This is a genomic window from Beutenbergia cavernae DSM 12333, from assembly GCF_000023105.1.
Taxonomy (GTDB): Bacteria; Actinomycetota; Actinomycetes; order Actinomycetales; family Beutenbergiaceae; genus Beutenbergia; species Beutenbergia cavernae.
The window spans coordinates 1,135,579-1,150,280 of the sequence record NC_012669.1 but is presented as its reverse complement, the minus strand read 5'-3'; the positions used below and the strand labels follow the sequence as shown (position 1 = coordinate 1,150,280).

Genomic DNA, 14,702 nt, shown 5'->3' with positions numbered 1-14,702 from the left:
TCACGCCACCCGTCGTCGACCCCTGCCTGGGGAAGCACAGGGACGCGCCCGATGTTCCCGCAGGAGGGCGGGTTCGCGCTCAGCGAACCGCTGGCAGGTTCGCCTCGTCGACCCTCCGACCGCGCTTCCCGGCGCCCTCGACGAGGCGCCGAGCCTGGTGGGAGAGCCGGATCGAGGGTGCCTCGAGGAACCGGTAGAAGAGCGCCGCCACGATCACCGCGACCACCACGGTCGCGGCCATCACCGGCAGGTGGCCCCACGCGCCGATCCCGAGCGCGAGCGCCGCGGCGACGACGATCGGCTCGTGCACGAGATACAGGCTGAACGACCGCACGCCCAGCCACTGCAGCGCCGGGCGCTCCAGGAGCGCGGCGAACGCCCGCCACTCGAGCGCCGCGACGAGGAGCACCGTCACACCGACGAGCGACGCGGCATGCGTCGCGGCGTCCGCCACCGACCCCGGCACGCGCGCGCCGAGGTAGGTCGGCGAGACGAGCGCGAGGATCGCCAGGGCGACGACGACGGGCCAGGCCCACCGGATCCTCGTCGTCGCGAGCCGATCACCCAGGCGGGCGACGGCGACCCGGTCGCGGGCCAGCACCATCCCGATCCCGAAGATCGGCAGGAACACGAGGAAACCGCCCGACAGCGCCGACGCCGGCAGCACCGAGGTCACGGCATCGAGCCGGCCGGCCGCGGACAACGCGATCATCGCCGACACCCAGGCGAGCGCGTGCCCCCGGACCGGGAGACGCCGCAACGCCCACCACGCCACCGGGAGGAGCGCCGAGAACCAGACCTCCCAGCGCAGGGACCACAGCGCGGTGTTGAGCGAGGACGTCTCGACCACGAGCGTGAAGTCGCGGACGACGGCGCCCGGCCCCGCCCCCTCGTGCGCGGCGAGCCACGGGTTGCCGGACGTCACGACCCGCGGCACCACGAGCGCCAGCAGCACGGCGAGCACCACCGCTCCCCAGACCGGGACGTACAGGCGGACGAACCGCTGGGCCGCGTAGGCGCCCACCCAGCGCCCGGCGCCGGACCGCCGCTCGGCGAGGATCGTCAGCACGAACCCGCTCAGGGCGAAGAACACGAACACCGCCTCCGGCCCGGCCCAGACCACGCGCGCGGGCGTCCGGAACAGCCACCACGCCGCCGTCCCCGCCTCGGGGCTGACGGCCCCGTCGAGCCCGAGGTAGGCGAGCGCGAGCGCGGGGATCGTCAGCAGGACGTGATGCACGGCGACGACGAGGGCGGCGAGGCCGCGCAGGCCGTCGAGCGCGTGCAGGCGCGCCGGCGCCCCGCCCCCCGCCGGTCGGTCGCGATCCTCCTGCGCTCGTTCCTCGCTGTCGGAGTCCTCGCTCCTCGCCGGTCGGTCGCGATCCTCCTGCGCTCGTTCCTCGCTGTCGGAGTCCTCGCTCCTCGCCGGTCGGTCGCGATCCTCCTGCGCTCGTTCCTCGCTGTCGGAGTCCTCGCTCCTCGCGGCCCCCGGTTCAGCCATCGCGGCTGAAGAGGTAGACCTCGGTCGACGGCCCCGACCAGATCAGCTCGCCGTCGTACCCCTCGGCCTCCAGGGCGTCCAGCGCGCCAGCGCTCTCGGCGGGATACTCGCGCATCCCCACGAGGAGCCACACCCGGTCCTCGCCCTCGAGGTCGGACGCGGGGACGTCCTCGACGGGCAGACCGCCGTCCCAGATCGGGTGCCCGTCGCCGTCGCCGGGCAGCGAGCCCGGGTCGTCGAGGTCGTCGAACGCGCCGGGGAAGGCGTCCATCGCGCGCCGCGGACCGCGCTCGTCGCTCACCCGGTCGGGGGCGAACAGGACGACGTCGGAGGGCTCCGCGCGCTCCGCCACCACGTCGGCGGCGCTGCGCCAGTCGGCGAGGTCGCGCGCGTACGGCCCGCTCGTGACGGCGATCGCCACGGCGCACGCCACGCCGAGGACGGCGGCGACGACGATCCGCCACGTCCTCCGGCCGATCGCGGCGAGGCCCGCGCCGGCGAGCAGCGCCATCGCCGCGCAGCAGTGGACGAGGTAGCGGGGGTGGAACATCGGCTCGAGCACCCAGCTGACGGCCACCAGCACGGCGCCGGGCACGAGCAGCCACGGGAGCGTCAGGCGCACGAGCGCCGTCGTCCGCGCTCCGCCGGCGCGCCACGCGGCCACGACGGCCAGCACGGCGAGGCCGACGACGACGAGCGCCACCACCGGCGATCCGCCGAACCAGAGCGCGACGATGCGCCGCGCGACCCACACGGGCTCCGGGCGCGTCAGCCAGCTCACCTGCCCGCGCTGGCCGAGGACGAGGAGCACGAACGGTGCGAGCACCACGGCGACGCCGGCCGCGGACGCCGCCCACGCCAGCAGCCGGCGCGAGGCGCCACCCGCCCACAGCACGGCGAGCCCGTGCGCCAGGAACAGCAGCGACGCCTGGACGAACAGCCCGACCGTCACCGTCATGAGCGCCGCGTAGCCGAGCCACCACCAGCCGCCGCGCTCGATGGCGCGCACCAGGGCGACGCCGGCCCAGACCGCCCCGGCCGCGACGAGCGCCGTCGACCGGGCCTCCGACCCGACCCACGTCGTCACGGGCAGCGCCACGAAGACGGCTCCGGCCCACGGCGCCGCGGCGGGGGCACCCAGCGCACGGGCGAGCACGACGACGCCGGCGGCCGCCACGCCGATCGCGAGCGCGCTGAGCATCCGGGCGGCCACGATCCCGTCGCCGGCCAGCACCGCCCAGGCGCGGAGCACGACGTAGTAGAGGCCGTGGACCGCGTCGACGTCGCCGAGCATCGCGAGCAGGTCGCCCAGCGGGCGGCGCAGCAGCGTCAGCGTGACGACCTCGTCCGTCCAGGGCGACGGCACGAACGAGCGCGCGGCGGCGAGCGCCGTCGCCGCCAGGCCCGCGAGGAGCGGGGCGAACCGCACGAGCGCGCTCGGCGGCACCGCGCGCGCCGGCGCGTCGACCCGGTCACGGGTGGTGACCATCTGCCACTCCTGCCCCACGCGTGCCTCCGGTGGTCGTCAGCGCGCGTCGGCGGGGACGGTGCGCGGGCGGGCCGGCTCGGCCGCCGCCGGCTGCGACGTGGCCGACGTGGCCGACGTGGCCGGCGCGGCCGGCGCCTCGAGCCGGGCGCGCCGCGTGCTGGCGCGGGGCCGGTACACGACCCGCGAGTGGAACGTGAACCGGACGACGAACGCGACGAGCAGCGTGATGGCGGTGGCGAGGACAGCCGCCACGTGCATCGTCTCCACGAGCAGGGCCATGACCGGCAGGCGCAGCGCCGTCTCGACGTTGTTGAACGTGAACGACTGCGCGAACCTCTGCCAGCCGCGCTTGCCCTCGTGCCGCAGGTCGGCGAAGACGAACCGCTCCTGGAGCAGGAAGTTCCCGACGATCGTCGTCTCCGCCGCGACGATCGCCGCCAGGAGGTACCCGGCGCCGAGCCACGTCATCAGCGCGACGATCGCGATGTTGACCACGGCCCCGATGCCGCCGATCACGGCGAAGCGCGACATGCGGCCGAACCGCAGCGCCGCCAGCTGGTGCAGGAACCGGGTGCCCTGGGCGAGCGACGCCTTCGACTCCCCCGCGTGCCGCTCGCCGAACACGAACGGCACCTCCGCGACGGCGAGCCGGTGCCGGGCGAGGATCTCGAGCAGGATCTTGAATCCCCGAGGCTCCAGCGCCGCGAGGTCGATCGCCTCGCGGCGGACGAGGAAGAAGCCGGTCATCGGGTCGGAGCAGTCCCGCAGGCGGACCGGGAACATGGCTCGCGTCACGGCCGTCGACACCGAGGAGACGGCCTGGCGGACGACGTTCGAGAGGCCTTCGCTGCTGCCGTCGCCCACGTAGCGGGAGGCGACGACGACGTCGGCTCCCCCCTCGCGTGCCCTCTCGACGAGCTCGGGCACGAGCTCCGGCGGGTGCTGCAGGTCGCCGTCCATGACGACGCACCAGCGCGCCCCGGAGGAGGCGATGCCCTCCACGACGGCGCCCCCGAGCCCGCCCACGGGCGCGTCCCGGTGGATGAGCCGGACGGGGATCGACGACGTCGCCGCCACGGCGCGGACGACGTCGGGCGTGGCGTCGGTCGAGTCGTCCACGAACACGACCTCGGCGTCGATGCCGCGCACCGCCGCTGTCACCCGCTGCACGAGGAGCGCGACGTTCGGCGCCTCGTTGAACGTGGGCACGACGATCGTGACCTCCGGCGCGGCCCCGCGCGCCCGGTCCTGCTCGGTCATCTCGTCCTCCCCGCGGATGGTCGGCCGTCGTCGGCGACGACGGGTCCGGCCCGTCCCACCAGGGTCGCGACGTGGCGCGGGCAGGCCAAGCGCGGGGCGGGGTGAAATGCCCGGGGCCAGGGGTGAACTCCGGGGTCACCCGCCCACCGGGCGCACGCGCGCTCCTATCGTCGAGTCGTCCGTCAGGAGGCGAGAGTGAAGATTTCCGTGATCGGCTGCGGCTACCTGGGAGCCGTGCACGCCGCGGCGATGGCGTCGCTCGGCCACGAGGTCGTCGGCGTCGACGTCGACGCGTCGCGCGTCGCGTCGCTCGCGGCAGGGCTGCCACCGTTCTACGAACCGGGGCTGCCCGAGCTGCTGAGGTCCGGCGTCGAGCGCGGCGCTCTCACGTTCAGCACCAACCTGCGGGAGGCGAAGGGCGCCGCCGTCCACTTCGTGTGCGTGGGCACCCCACAGCGCCCGGACGGACCCGGGGCCGACCTCACGTTCGTCGACGCCGCGTTCACGGCGCTCCACGAGATCGTCGCGCCCGGCGACGTCGTCGTGGGCAAGTCGACGGTGCCGGTCGGGACGGCGGCTCGGCTCGCGGCGGAGCTCGCCGAGGCCGTGCCGGGCGCGCACCTCGTCTGGAACCCCGAGTTCCTGCGCGAGGGGTTCGCCGTCGGCGACACGCTGTCCCCCGACCGCGTGGTGTACGGCGTCGACGGGGCCGCACCCGCCGCGACGGAGGCGCTCGACGCGGTGTACGCGTCGGTCCTCGCCGCCGGCACGCCGCGGATCGTCACCGACTTCGCGACGGCCGAGCTCGTCAAGGTCGCGGCCAACTCGTTCCTCGCCACGAAGATCTCGTTCATCAACGCCATGGCCGAGCTGTGCGAGACGGCGGGCGGCGACGTCGTCGCGCTCGCCGACGCCATCGGCCACGACGAGCGGATCGGCCGGCGGTTCCTCGGCGCCGGACTGGGCTTCGGCGGCGGCTGCCTGCCGAAGGACATCCGGGCGTTCGTCGCCCGGGCCGACGAGCTGGGAGCGGAGAACGCCGTGGCGTTCCTGCGCGAGGTGGACGCGATCAACCTCCGCCGGCGTGCGCGCATGGTCGAGGTGACCGAGGAGGTCTGCGGCGGGAGCGTCGCCGGGCGCACGATCGGCGTGCTCGGGGCCGCGTTCAAGCCGGAGAGCGACGACGTGCGGGACTCTCCCGCGCTCGACGTGGCGGCGACGCTGGCGGCCCGCGGGGCGCACGTCGTCGTCGCCGACCCGCAGGCGACGGCGAACGCCGCGGCGGTGCGCCCCGAGCTGAGGTACACGACCAACGCGCTCGAGGCGTGCCGGGACGCCGACGTCGTGCTCCTCCTCACGGAGTGGCGCGAGTTCCGCGAGCTCGACCCCGACGACCTGGGCGCGGTGGTGCACGGACGTCGCATGGTCGACGGGCGCAACGTCCTCGACCCGGCGCGGTGGCGGGGCGCGGGGTGGACCTACCGCGCGCTCGGGCGGCCCTGACCTCAGGCTCGGACTCGGGCCTCGACCTCAGGCCCTGACCGCGAGCGCGACCGGCTCGGCCCGCGCGTACTCCTCGACGTGCCCGCCGACCAGCCCGGTCAGCACACCCGCGGCACGCGCGAGCTCGCGCTGCCCGTGAGCGCGCCTGCCGAGGTCCCGCGTGAGAGCGCCGAGCAGCACGCGGGCCACACCCCGCACCACCAGGACTGCCGCCGTCATGGCCAGGCGCGCGCCGACTCGCACACGCGCCCCGGCCCCGGCGGCGAGCACGAGGTGCACCCGGCTCCACGTGCTGCCCGTCCGCCGCTCCCGGCGCAGCACCCACGAGCGCGTGGCGCGCTCGGGCACCACCGGCTCGCTGGTCACGGCGTCGTCGCGCCATCGGATGACCCCGCCGCGCGCGGTGAGCTGCCGCGAGAAGAGGCTGTCCTCGCCGCCGGTGAGCCCGAACCGCTCGTCGAAGCGCACGCCGCGGGAGCGCACGGCGTCGAGGTCAAGCAGCAGGTTGCCCGCCGCCGCGCCCTCCACCCGCACGCCCGTCGCCCGGTGGGCCCGCGCGAAGAACCGCGACGCCACCACCCAGCCCTCGGCGTCGTCGGGGAGCACCTTGACCGTCGGCGCGCTCACCGCGTCGCACGGCCAGTCCCGCCACGCCTCGAGCAGCCGCGCCAGCCAGCGCGGCTCGGGCAGCTCGTCGTCGTCGATGAACACGAGGACCCGGTCGGCGGCGGCCGCGTCGAGCGCGGCGTTGCGCGCCGCGGCGATGCCGGGCCGGGGCTCGTGGACGTAGGTCAGGTCCGGCCCGCCTAGGCGGGCGACGACGGCGCGGGCGGAGGCACCCGGGTCGTTGTCGACGACGACGACCCGGGCCGGGTGCCTCAGCCCGGAGGTCTGCGCCCGCACCGCCTCGACCAGAGGGGCCAGCGCGTCGGGTCGACGGAACGTGAGGATCGCGATCGCCACGCTCGCGCGAGTGTCGCGCACGTCGAGCTCACCCATCGCTCGCTCCCACCGGTTCCGGCGCACGGCTCTGCCGGGCCGCCAGGCCCGCGCGCACGACGGCCACGACGTCGCGCACGTCCCGCCGGTAGGACGGCAGCGCGAGCGCCACGACGTACACGACACCCGCCGCTCCGACCGCTGCCGCGAGCTGGACCCACGGCGCCGACGGCCCGACGAGCGTGCACGCCGCCCACGCGGCCACGCCGAGCACCGCCGCGAGCGCGACGATGCGCAGGGCGCCGATCACGAGCGGCCGCACGGACACGTTCGCCTTGCGCGAGAGCCACCAGAACGAGATCGGCCACTCGAGCGCCGTCGCCGCCAGGAAGCCCCAGGCCACACCCACCGGACCGCCGATGCTCCCGACGAGCACGCACGTCACCGTCAGCGCCGCGCTCACGATCGAGTACCGCAGCAGCTCCTTGGTGAGTCCGTGCGCCAGGTACACCCAGTACCCGACGTAGGCCAGCGTCTGGAAGGCCCCCGCCGCGGCGAGCAGCCGCAGGTACGGCTCGGCGGCCTCCCACGCCGGTCCGAGCATGATGGCGGTCAGCGGCGCCGCCGCCCCGGCGACGACGCCGAGGCCCGCCACGAGCGTGAGGCCGAGCGCGAGCTGCCCCCGGCGGACGAACGCGTCCGTCTCGGACCGGGACTCCCGGATGCGCGAGAGCACGGGCAACGCCACGGTCACCGTCGGGTTGCGCAGCTGCGCGAGCGGCGTCATGAGCAGCTGGAACGCGCGGTTGTACAAGCCGAGCGGGGTGGCGCCGAACCGCGTCCCGATCGTCACGGAGTCGATGTTCCGGGCGACGTACCCGATGAGCTGCGAACCGGCGAGGTGCCAGCCGTACGACAGCAGCTCGCGCATCGGGGCGTCCCGCGTGTACCAGCGCGGCCACCACCGCGCGGAGACGGCGAGCACCACGAGCAGCACGACCGCCGTCGTCAGCTGCTGGGTGACGAGCGCCCAGTAGCCGCCGCCCGCCGCGGCGACGGCGATGGCGGCGCCGAGCGCGAGGCACGGGGCCAGGACGTCGGCCGTCGCGATCCGCGAGAACCGCATCCGCCGGGTGAGGTCGGCCCGGAACTGCGTGGCGAGCCCGTTCAGGAGGAAGACGGGCGCGAGCGCTCTCGCCAGGTCCACCAGCTCGGGCTCCGCGTACCACCGCGCGATGAGCGGGGCGACGGCGACCACGAGGAGGGCCAGCACACCACCCGCGGCGGTGTTGACCCAGAACAGGTTGTCGCGCTGCGCCCGGCTGAGGTGCTCGGCCTGCACGGCCGCCGACGACAGGCCGAGGTCGCGGAAGATCTCGGCGACGCCGATGAGCGCCATCACCATCGCCACGAGTCCGTAGTCGGACGGGAGCAGGAGCCGTGCGAGCAGGACGACGCCGGCCAGCTGCAGGACGATGCGCAGGGCCTGTGCCGCGAGCGTCACGAGCGCCCCACGGGCCGCACGCGTGCGCAGCGACCCGCCGGGCGGGCCGGCTCCCCGGCCGTCGTCCGTGCGCGCCCGCGTGGCGTGCGTCATCGTCCCCGAATCCCTTTCCGCCGTCGTGGAGACGATCATGGGTCCGGCCGGCGCCCGCGAGAAGACCGAGACGGACGAACAGCGGGGAATCACCCCGGAAGCCCGGGATTTCACCCCCGTCCAGGCGTCCGCCGGCCGGGTCCCGCTGCCTACCATCGAGGACGACCTTCGGGGAAGGCCCTGCGCCACGTGTCGCCGGCCCACCCGGTATCCACGACCGAGAAGGGCCTGGTGCATGGAACCCGTCGAGTATCTCGACGCCCTGCGCAAGCGGTGGTACGTCATCGCCCTGCTCGCCGCGCTGTTCGGGGCCTTCGGCTTCTACCAGGCAACGACGAGCGTGCCGCTCTACCGGTCGAGCTCCAGCGTGTACGTGACCCTCTCCGCCGCGGAGAACGTGGGCGAGCTCGTGCAGGGCACCACGTACACCCAGAACCTCATCCAGTCCTACGCGCTGCTCGCCCGCACCCCCGCCGTCCTCGACCTCGTCATCGACGATCTCGGGCTGGAGACCACGCCCCGCCTGCTCGCGGGCTCCGTGACCGCCGACATCCCCCTGAACTCCTACGTCATCGAGATCACGTCGGTGAGCGACGACGCCGAGGAGGCCGCGGCGATCTCGAACTCCGTGGCCGCGAACCTCGCGACGACCGTCGCGCGCCTGTCCCCTCAGACCGCCGAGGGCGCACAGGCCGTCCGGCTCGAGACGGTCACCCCGGCGACGCCGCCCGGCTACCCGTTCTCGCCGAACACGCGGCTCACCGTCGCCACGTGGTTCGCGATCGGCGCGGCCGTCGGCCTCGTGCTGGCGCTCGCCCGCGCCGTGCTCGACACGCGCCTGCGCCGGGCCGACGACATCGCTCGCGTCACCGACACACCCGTGCTCGGCACGATCCCGCGGATCCGCCGCGGCGCGCGCGGACCGATGGTGGTCTCCGACGAGCCGCTCAGCACCGGCGCCGAGGCGTACCGCAAGCTGCGCACGAACCTGCAGTTCCTCGACGCCGGCCAGCACGTCAAGAGCATCGTCGTGACGTCGTCCATGGCGCGCGAGGGCAAGAGCACGACCGCCCTCAACCTCGCACTCGCGCTCGCCGAGACGAACGAGCGCGTCCTGCTCATCGACGCGGACCTCCGGCGCCCCAGCGTGGCGGCGCAGACGGGGATCGTCGACGCCGTCGGGCTCACCACCGTGCTCATCGGCCAGGCGACGATGGACGAGGTCATCCAGAGCTTCGGGGTGCCGAACCTCGACGTCCTGGCCTCCGGAGAGGCGCCGCCGAACCCCAGCCAGCTCATCGACTCGGAGGCGATGGTCGAGGTTCTCGCGGATGCGCGGGCCCGGTACGACTACGTCGTCATCGACGCCCCGCCGTCGCTCCCGGTCGCGGATCCCGCGATCATGGCGCGGCACGCCGACGGCGCACTCGTCGTCGTCAACAGCCGCGCGACCACGCGGCACCAGCTCCAGCAGAGCCTGTCGAACCTCGCGGCCGTCGACGCCGTGGCGCTCGGCGTCGTCGTGGTCGGCGTCGGGCACAGCGACGGGCTCGGCTACTACGGACCGGCGACCACGCGGCGCGGGTTTCTGCCCGAGCGCCTCGTGCGCCCCCAGCGAGAGCCGGAGGCGGTCGGGCACCCGGCCGGGCACGCGGCCGGGGTGCCGTGACCTCGACGGCGACTCGCACCGCCGCGCCCCCGACGACGACGGCGCCAGCGGCGCGGCCGGGGGCGCAGGCGTTGTCCTGGGTCCTCGCGGTCGGGGTGCCCGCCGCGATCGCGAGCCGGTTCGTCGTCGCGATGAGCGTGACGGTAGGCCAGGTCCTCAGCGTCGCACTGGCCCCCGTCTGGGTCCCGACGCTGAAGCGCTTCGTGGGCGCCCGACTGCTCGCCGTGGTGGGCCTGGCATGCGGCGTGTCCGGGGTGTGGCTCACGGCGTTCGCGCAGGCCACGCATCCCGTCTCGCGGCCCAACCTCGTGGCCAACACGATGCTCCTCGTCGGGATCGTGTGCGGGGTCGGAGCGTTGCTGTGGTCACGGACGGTGGTCAGCGAGAGGCTCATCGGGCTCGCGTACGGTGCCGGCCTCCTCGTCGAGCTCGTGCTCAAGAACGACCCCCGCACGGCGGAGAACCCCTGGAAGTTCGGGATCGCCGTTCCCCTGTCGGTGCTGCTGCTCTCGGTCGTGAACCGGTCCGGCCGGCGGGCATGGGAGGTCGTCGTCCTCCTCGCGCTCGCCGGGGTCAGCATCGCGTTCGACTCCCGCTCGGCGTTCGCCATCTACCTGCTCTCGGCGTTCCTCGTCGCAGCGCAGGCGGTGTGGGCACGGCCCGGCCTGCGTTCGTCGGTCCGCGGCCGCGCCGCCGCGATCGCGCTCGTCGTCGTCGCCTCCGCCGCCGTCCTCTACGCCGTCGGGTCGCGGCTGCTCCTCCTCGGGTATCTCGGCGCCGAGGCGCAGGAGCGGTCGATCGCGCAGGCGACGACGAGCGGCTCGATCATCGTCGGCGGCCGCCCGGAGATGGCGGCGACGTGGGCGCTGTTCCTGCACCGGCCGTGGGGCTTCGGGGCGGGGACGCTGCCGACGCTCGGCGACATCCTCGTCGCGAAGTCGGGGATGTGGTCGATCAACTACCAGCCGGACAACGGCTACGTCGAGGAGTACATGTTCGGCGGCACGATCCGCCTGCACTCCGTCGTGGGCGACCTCTGGGCGCAGTTCGGGATCCCCGGCATCGCCCTGGCACTGCTCATCATCGGCATCGCGCTGCGCGCCCTCGTCGTCCGGCTGGCCTCCGGCACCGCCAGCGGGATCGCCGTGTTCGCGACGTGCACGATGCTCTGGAACATGCTCTTCGGGCCGATCTACGGCACGGCGCCCCTGATCGTGCTGGCGCTCGGCCTCACGATGCTGCCCCGCGAGGGGCCGGCGTGGGATCCGGACGTGACGCAAGGTCCCCGGGCCGCGGGCCGACCGGTCACCTCCGCTCAGCGGGACGCTGCCCGCCGCACGGCGTCGACGACGCGGTCCGCGTAGGTCGCCACCGAGAAGCGACGCGCGGCGTCGTCGGCGGCCGCGCGCGCGAGCCGGTGCGCGAGCGGGGGGTCCTGGGCGAGCAGCTCCACGGCATCAGCGAGGGACACCGCGTCGTCCGGCTCCACCAGCAGCCCGGTGACGCCGTCGGTCACCACCTCGCGCAGCCCCTGCACGCCGGAGGCTACGACCGGTCGGCGCGCGTGCATGGCCTCGACTGCTGTGTTCCCGAATGGCTCCACGCGGGACGGGACGAGCACGACGTCGGCGTCCGCGAGGGCCGGCCACGTCGGGTGGACGTACCCGGCGAGCGCGACGGCCCCCGCGAGGTCGTCGCGCGCGGCCCGCGCACGGAGCTCGTCCTCGTACCACTCGTAGCCGGGGAACACGGAGCCGCACACGCGGAGCCGGGCGTCCACGCCGCGTGCCCGGAGCAGCGCGGCGGCCTCGAGCGCGACGTCGATGCCCTTGCGCGGCGAGAGGCGCCCGACGACGACCAGCTCGAGCGGGTCGCCGGTGTCGCGGTCACGGGCGGGAGCAGCTCCGTCGGGAGGGCCGGGGACGCCGTTGTGGATCACCTCGGTCCGCGCGCCGAGGCCCGGGACGACGCCGAGAGCCGCCGCCGCGGCGCGGGAGTTGGCGATCACCGCGCGGGCGAGCACGTTGGGCGCCGCCAGCGCCACCCGCATCAGGCGGTTCCCGGAGTCCTCCGCCTCGTGCACGTGGACGAGGGCCGGCACCCGGGCGAGGCGCGCCCCGGCGAGCCACACCGGGATCGTGATCGTGTTGACGAGCACGAGCGCCGGCGGGTCGGAGCGCAGGTGCCGCCGCAGGGCGAGGGCGGCACTCGCCGTCTCGCGGAGGTGCCGCACCAGGGCGGCGGGTCGCAGGAGTGCCTTGCGCAGGACGGGGAACGCGTGCACGCGCACCCGGGCGCCGCGCTGCACCAGGAGCCGGCACAGGGGTCCCGCGTGCGGCAGGTACACGTCGACGTCCCAGGCGGCGTCCACCAGCGCGCCGACGGTCTCCAGCAGCTGACGGTCGGACCCGTACACGTCGGGTGACGGGTGGGCGACGACGACGCGGCGGGCTGCCGGTGGCACGTCGGCCTCGGCGGGACCGCGGGGGCGCATACGGGAATCGTAGGCGCGCCGGCGGTCGGGCCCGCGCTCAGCCGCGCTTCGCCACGACCTCCTCGCCGCTCGCGGCCCACGTGTTGCCGTCGAGCGTCACCGGGGAGCTCGCGGGACGCACGATCGCGCAGCCGGGCACGCGCTGGCCGGTACCGAACACGTTGTCGGTGACCGAGATCCCGGTCAGCGCCCCCACGCCGCTCTCGGCGAGGTTGATCGTGCAGCCGCCGTCGCTCGCCCAGTTGCCGCTCACGACGACGTCGGAGACCCGCCCGCCGTCCTGCGTCACCTGCACGCCGGCGTTGTACGCGCCCTCGAGCGTGTTCCCGGTCACGCGGATCCCGCGACCGGAGACGATCTGGACGTTGTCGTCGTGGCTCGGCCCGCCGCCCCAGTTCGGGTCGTCCTCGTCGTGGAAGTTGTCGTGCAGCCACGAGTCGCGGACCACGACGTTCCCGGCGCCGTACACGTGGACCTGGTCGACGACGTTGTGGATGTCGACGCGCGTCAGTGTCATGTTCGACCCCATCACGCCGTTCACCGACGACGTGCGCACGTCTGCCGCGATCTCGGTGTCGATGATCTCCAGGCCCGTCGAGTAGTTGTGCACGAGGCCCGTCGAGAACGTGATCGCACCGTTGCCGCGCACGATCGAGTTCCGGATCGTGACGTCGGCTGCCCTGACCCGCACGATCCCCCGGACGTCCAGCCCGTCGATGACGGTGCCGGGCTGCGTGACCGTGAGGTCACCCTGGTGGACCTGGAGCTGGGTACCGGCAGGGACGCCCGTGTTCGACGGACCGGGCTGCCCGCCGGCCGGCGGCTCCGGCGACGGCGTGGGCGTCGGCTCCGGCGTGGGCTCCGGGGTCGGCTCCGGCGTGGGCTCGGGGGTGGGCTCCGGGCTCGGTTCCGGTGTCGGAGTCGGCTCCGGGGCCGGCGTGGGCTCCGGGCTGGGTTCCGGCGTCGGGGTCGGCTTCGGCGTCGGGGTCGGCTCGGGTGTCGGGGTCGGCTCGGGCGCTGGGGTCACGGGACCTCCGGCGAAGACGGCGAGCACGTCGATCCGCACCCGGACGCTCGCGTCGTGCGCCTGGACCGTGACGCGCCCCTGGTCGTCCACGGGCAGCACGGCTGTCGTCGTCGCCCCGCGGCCCGGTGTCGCGTGCGTCGACGCGACGCGGCTGTCCGCGCACGCTCCCTGGATGGCGTCGCCCGGGCAGGCGGCGAGCTGGGCGGGACGCCAGGCGCCGGACAGGGTGACCTGCGCCAGGGCGGCGGTGGTGCCCTCGGGGACGTCGAGGTCGAACGTCCGCGGGGCCCACACGGTGGCCGTCCCCTGCGCGCGCGCACTGCTCGGGACGTACGTCGCGCCGTCCGTCCCGGGGACGAACCAGCCGGTGACGTCGAGGTCGACGCGCGCCGCGCCGCCGTTGTTGTACACGAGGACCTCGCCCGAGGAGTCGACGGGCACGATCGTCGAGACCGTCCGCTCCTCGGCGTCGTCCACGCTGATCGCCGACGTCCGCGAGCACGTCGAGTCCTCGCCGCCGGCGGCGCACAGCGCCACGTAGGTGGGAGCGGCCGCGTCGGAGACGGTGAGCGTCACGGCTGCGGCGACGCTCCCTGCCGGCACGCCCTCCAGCGGCACGACCGCCGAGGACCGTTCCCCGAGCTCCAGGCCCTCGGCGGCCCTCGTCGGCACCTGGGAGACGAAGCTCGCGCCGTCGTCCGCGCCCGGGCCCACGGTGAAGCCGACCAGATCGGCGTACACCCGCGTCGCGGACGTCGCCGAGAGCGTCAGGTCGTCACCGACCGGGACACGGACGAGGTCCGCCGCCGTCCGGTCGGGCGACGTGGCCACGACCGCTGGGTCGGCGCACGTCGCACCGTCGCCGCACAGCCGGAGCTCGCCGGCGCCGTCCGAGGGCCGTGCCGTGACCTGGAGCCACGCCTCGCTCGCGCCCTCGGGGACCTCCCCGAGGTCGATCCCGACCGAGGACGCCGCTGCGACGTCAGTCCCGGGCAGCACACGCGTCGTCTCGGCCGGCGCGAACAGCCCGCCGTCGTCCGCGTACGCGGCGACCTGGAAGCCCACTGCGGCGAGCGCGAACCCGGCGACGACGCCGACGGACAGCGCCCGGAGGCTGGTGGACAGGTGCGGGAGACGTGCCATACGGGTGCTCCTTGGCAGACAAGAGATGACGAGCCCCGATGGCTGACAGTCCTCGTCTCGCTGGGGAGCCGAGGACGGGC

At 74.8% G+C, this 14,702-nt stretch carries 11 protein-coding genes; 4 read left to right on the top strand and 7 right to left on the bottom strand.

Annotated features, from left to right (window positions below; translation table 11 throughout):
- Positions 1-79: 79 nt before the first annotated feature.
- Positions 80-1,240 (bottom strand): acyltransferase family protein, encoded by a 1,161-nt coding sequence (locus BCAV_RS05080; protein WP_245528954.1) that lies wholly within the window; start codon positions 1,238-1,240, stop codon positions 80-82.
- Between BCAV_RS05080 and BCAV_RS23325 the strand changes: the two genes are divergently transcribed.
- On the top strand, positions 1,235-1,510 hold the full coding sequence (locus BCAV_RS23325) for a hypothetical protein (RefSeq protein WP_245528952.1): 276 nt from the start codon (positions 1,235-1,237) through the stop codon (positions 1,508-1,510). The two genes, BCAV_RS05080 and BCAV_RS23325, sit on opposite strands and share 6 nt — an antisense overlap.
- Here the strand turns inward: BCAV_RS23325 and BCAV_RS21450 are convergent.
- Complete coding sequence (locus BCAV_RS21450; protein WP_050761650.1) at positions 1,494-2,990, bottom strand: hypothetical protein; 1,497 nt, start codon at positions 2,988-2,990, stop codon at positions 1,494-1,496. The two genes, BCAV_RS23325 and BCAV_RS21450, sit on opposite strands and share 17 nt — an antisense overlap.
- Before the next feature lie 36 nt (positions 2,991-3,026).
- Entirely contained in the window at positions 3,027-4,250 is a 1,224-nt protein-coding gene (locus BCAV_RS05070; protein ID WP_012726048.1) for a glycosyltransferase, read from the bottom strand.
- Between the two features lie 195 nt (positions 4,251-4,445).
- Here BCAV_RS05070 and BCAV_RS05065 point away from each other — a divergent pair, with 195 nt between their 5' ends.
- A complete protein-coding gene (locus BCAV_RS05065) occupies positions 4,446-5,753 on the top strand; it encodes a UDP-glucose dehydrogenase family protein (RefSeq protein WP_012726047.1) in 1,308 nt (435 codons plus the stop codon).
- 27 nt (positions 5,754-5,780) lie between these two features.
- Here BCAV_RS05065 and BCAV_RS05060 read toward each other — a convergent pair whose 3' ends face one another.
- The gene (locus BCAV_RS05060; protein WP_012726046.1) at positions 5,781-6,752 is read right to left on the bottom strand and encodes a glycosyltransferase family 2 protein; all 972 of its coding nucleotides are present in this window, start codon (positions 6,750-6,752) and stop codon (positions 5,781-5,783) included.
- Entirely contained in the window at positions 6,745-8,289 is a 1,545-nt protein-coding gene (locus BCAV_RS05055; RefSeq protein WP_012726045.1) for a lipopolysaccharide biosynthesis protein, read from the bottom strand. Before BCAV_RS05055 ends, BCAV_RS05060 begins: the two co-directional genes overlap by 8 nt.
- A 235-nt stretch (positions 8,290-8,524) precedes the next feature.
- On the opposite strand from BCAV_RS05055, the gene BCAV_RS05050 reads away from it, so the two are divergent.
- Together BCAV_RS05050 and BCAV_RS05045 are read left to right on the top strand one after the other, a co-directional pair.
- Positions 8,525-9,958 carry a tyrosine-protein kinase domain-containing protein gene (locus BCAV_RS05050; RefSeq protein WP_012726044.1) on the top strand — a complete coding sequence of 478 codons (1,434 nt, stop codon included), beginning with the start codon at positions 8,525-8,527 and terminating at the stop codon, positions 9,956-9,958.
- Positions 9,955-11,322: a hypothetical protein gene (locus tag BCAV_RS05045; protein WP_012726043.1), complete on the top strand. Its 1,368-nt coding sequence runs from the start codon at positions 9,955-9,957 to the stop codon at positions 11,320-11,322. Before BCAV_RS05050 ends, BCAV_RS05045 begins: the two co-directional genes overlap by 4 nt.
- Here BCAV_RS05045 and BCAV_RS05040 read toward each other — a convergent pair.
- Entirely contained in the window at positions 11,274-12,452 is a 1,179-nt protein-coding gene (locus BCAV_RS05040; RefSeq protein WP_012726042.1) for a glycosyltransferase family 4 protein, read from the bottom strand. The two genes, BCAV_RS05045 and BCAV_RS05040, sit on opposite strands and share 49 nt — an antisense overlap.
- Positions 12,453-12,489: 37 nt before the next feature.
- A complete protein-coding gene (locus tag BCAV_RS22895) occupies positions 12,490-14,622 on the bottom strand; it encodes a right-handed parallel beta-helix repeat-containing protein (RefSeq protein WP_012726041.1) in 2,133 nt (710 codons plus the stop codon).
- Positions 14,623-14,702 lie beyond the last annotated feature (80 nt).

What these genes read in the sequence shown, in the direction of transcription:
- BCAV_RS05040 (WP_012726042.1), bottom strand. Translation starts at nt 12,452, where the DNA reads ATGCGCCCCCGCGGTCCCGCCGAGGCCGACGTGCCACCGGCAGCCCGC.
- BCAV_RS05060 (WP_012726046.1), bottom strand. Translation starts at nt 6,752, where the DNA reads ATGGGTGAGCTCGACGTGCGCGACACTCGCGCGAGCGTGGCGATCGCG.
- BCAV_RS23325 (WP_245528952.1), top strand. Translation starts at nt 1,235, where the DNA reads ATGCACGGCGACGACGAGGGCGGCGAGGCCGCGCAGGCCGTCGAGCGC.
- BCAV_RS22895 (WP_012726041.1), bottom strand. Translation starts at nt 14,622, where the DNA reads ATGGCACGTCTCCCGCACCTGTCCACCAGCCTCCGGGCGCTGTCCGTC.
- BCAV_RS05055 (WP_012726045.1), bottom strand. Translation starts at nt 8,289, where the DNA reads ATGACGCACGCCACGCGGGCGCGCACGGACGACGGCCGGGGAGCCGGC.
- BCAV_RS05070 (WP_012726048.1), bottom strand. Translation starts at nt 4,250, where the DNA reads ATGACCGAGCAGGACCGGGCGCGCGGGGCCGCGCCGGAGGTCACGATC.
- BCAV_RS05050 (WP_012726044.1), top strand. Translation starts at nt 8,525, where the DNA reads ATGGAACCCGTCGAGTATCTCGACGCCCTGCGCAAGCGGTGGTACGTC.
- BCAV_RS21450 (WP_050761650.1), bottom strand. Translation starts at nt 2,990, where the DNA reads ATGGTCACCACCCGTGACCGGGTCGACGCGCCGGCGCGCGCGGTGCCG.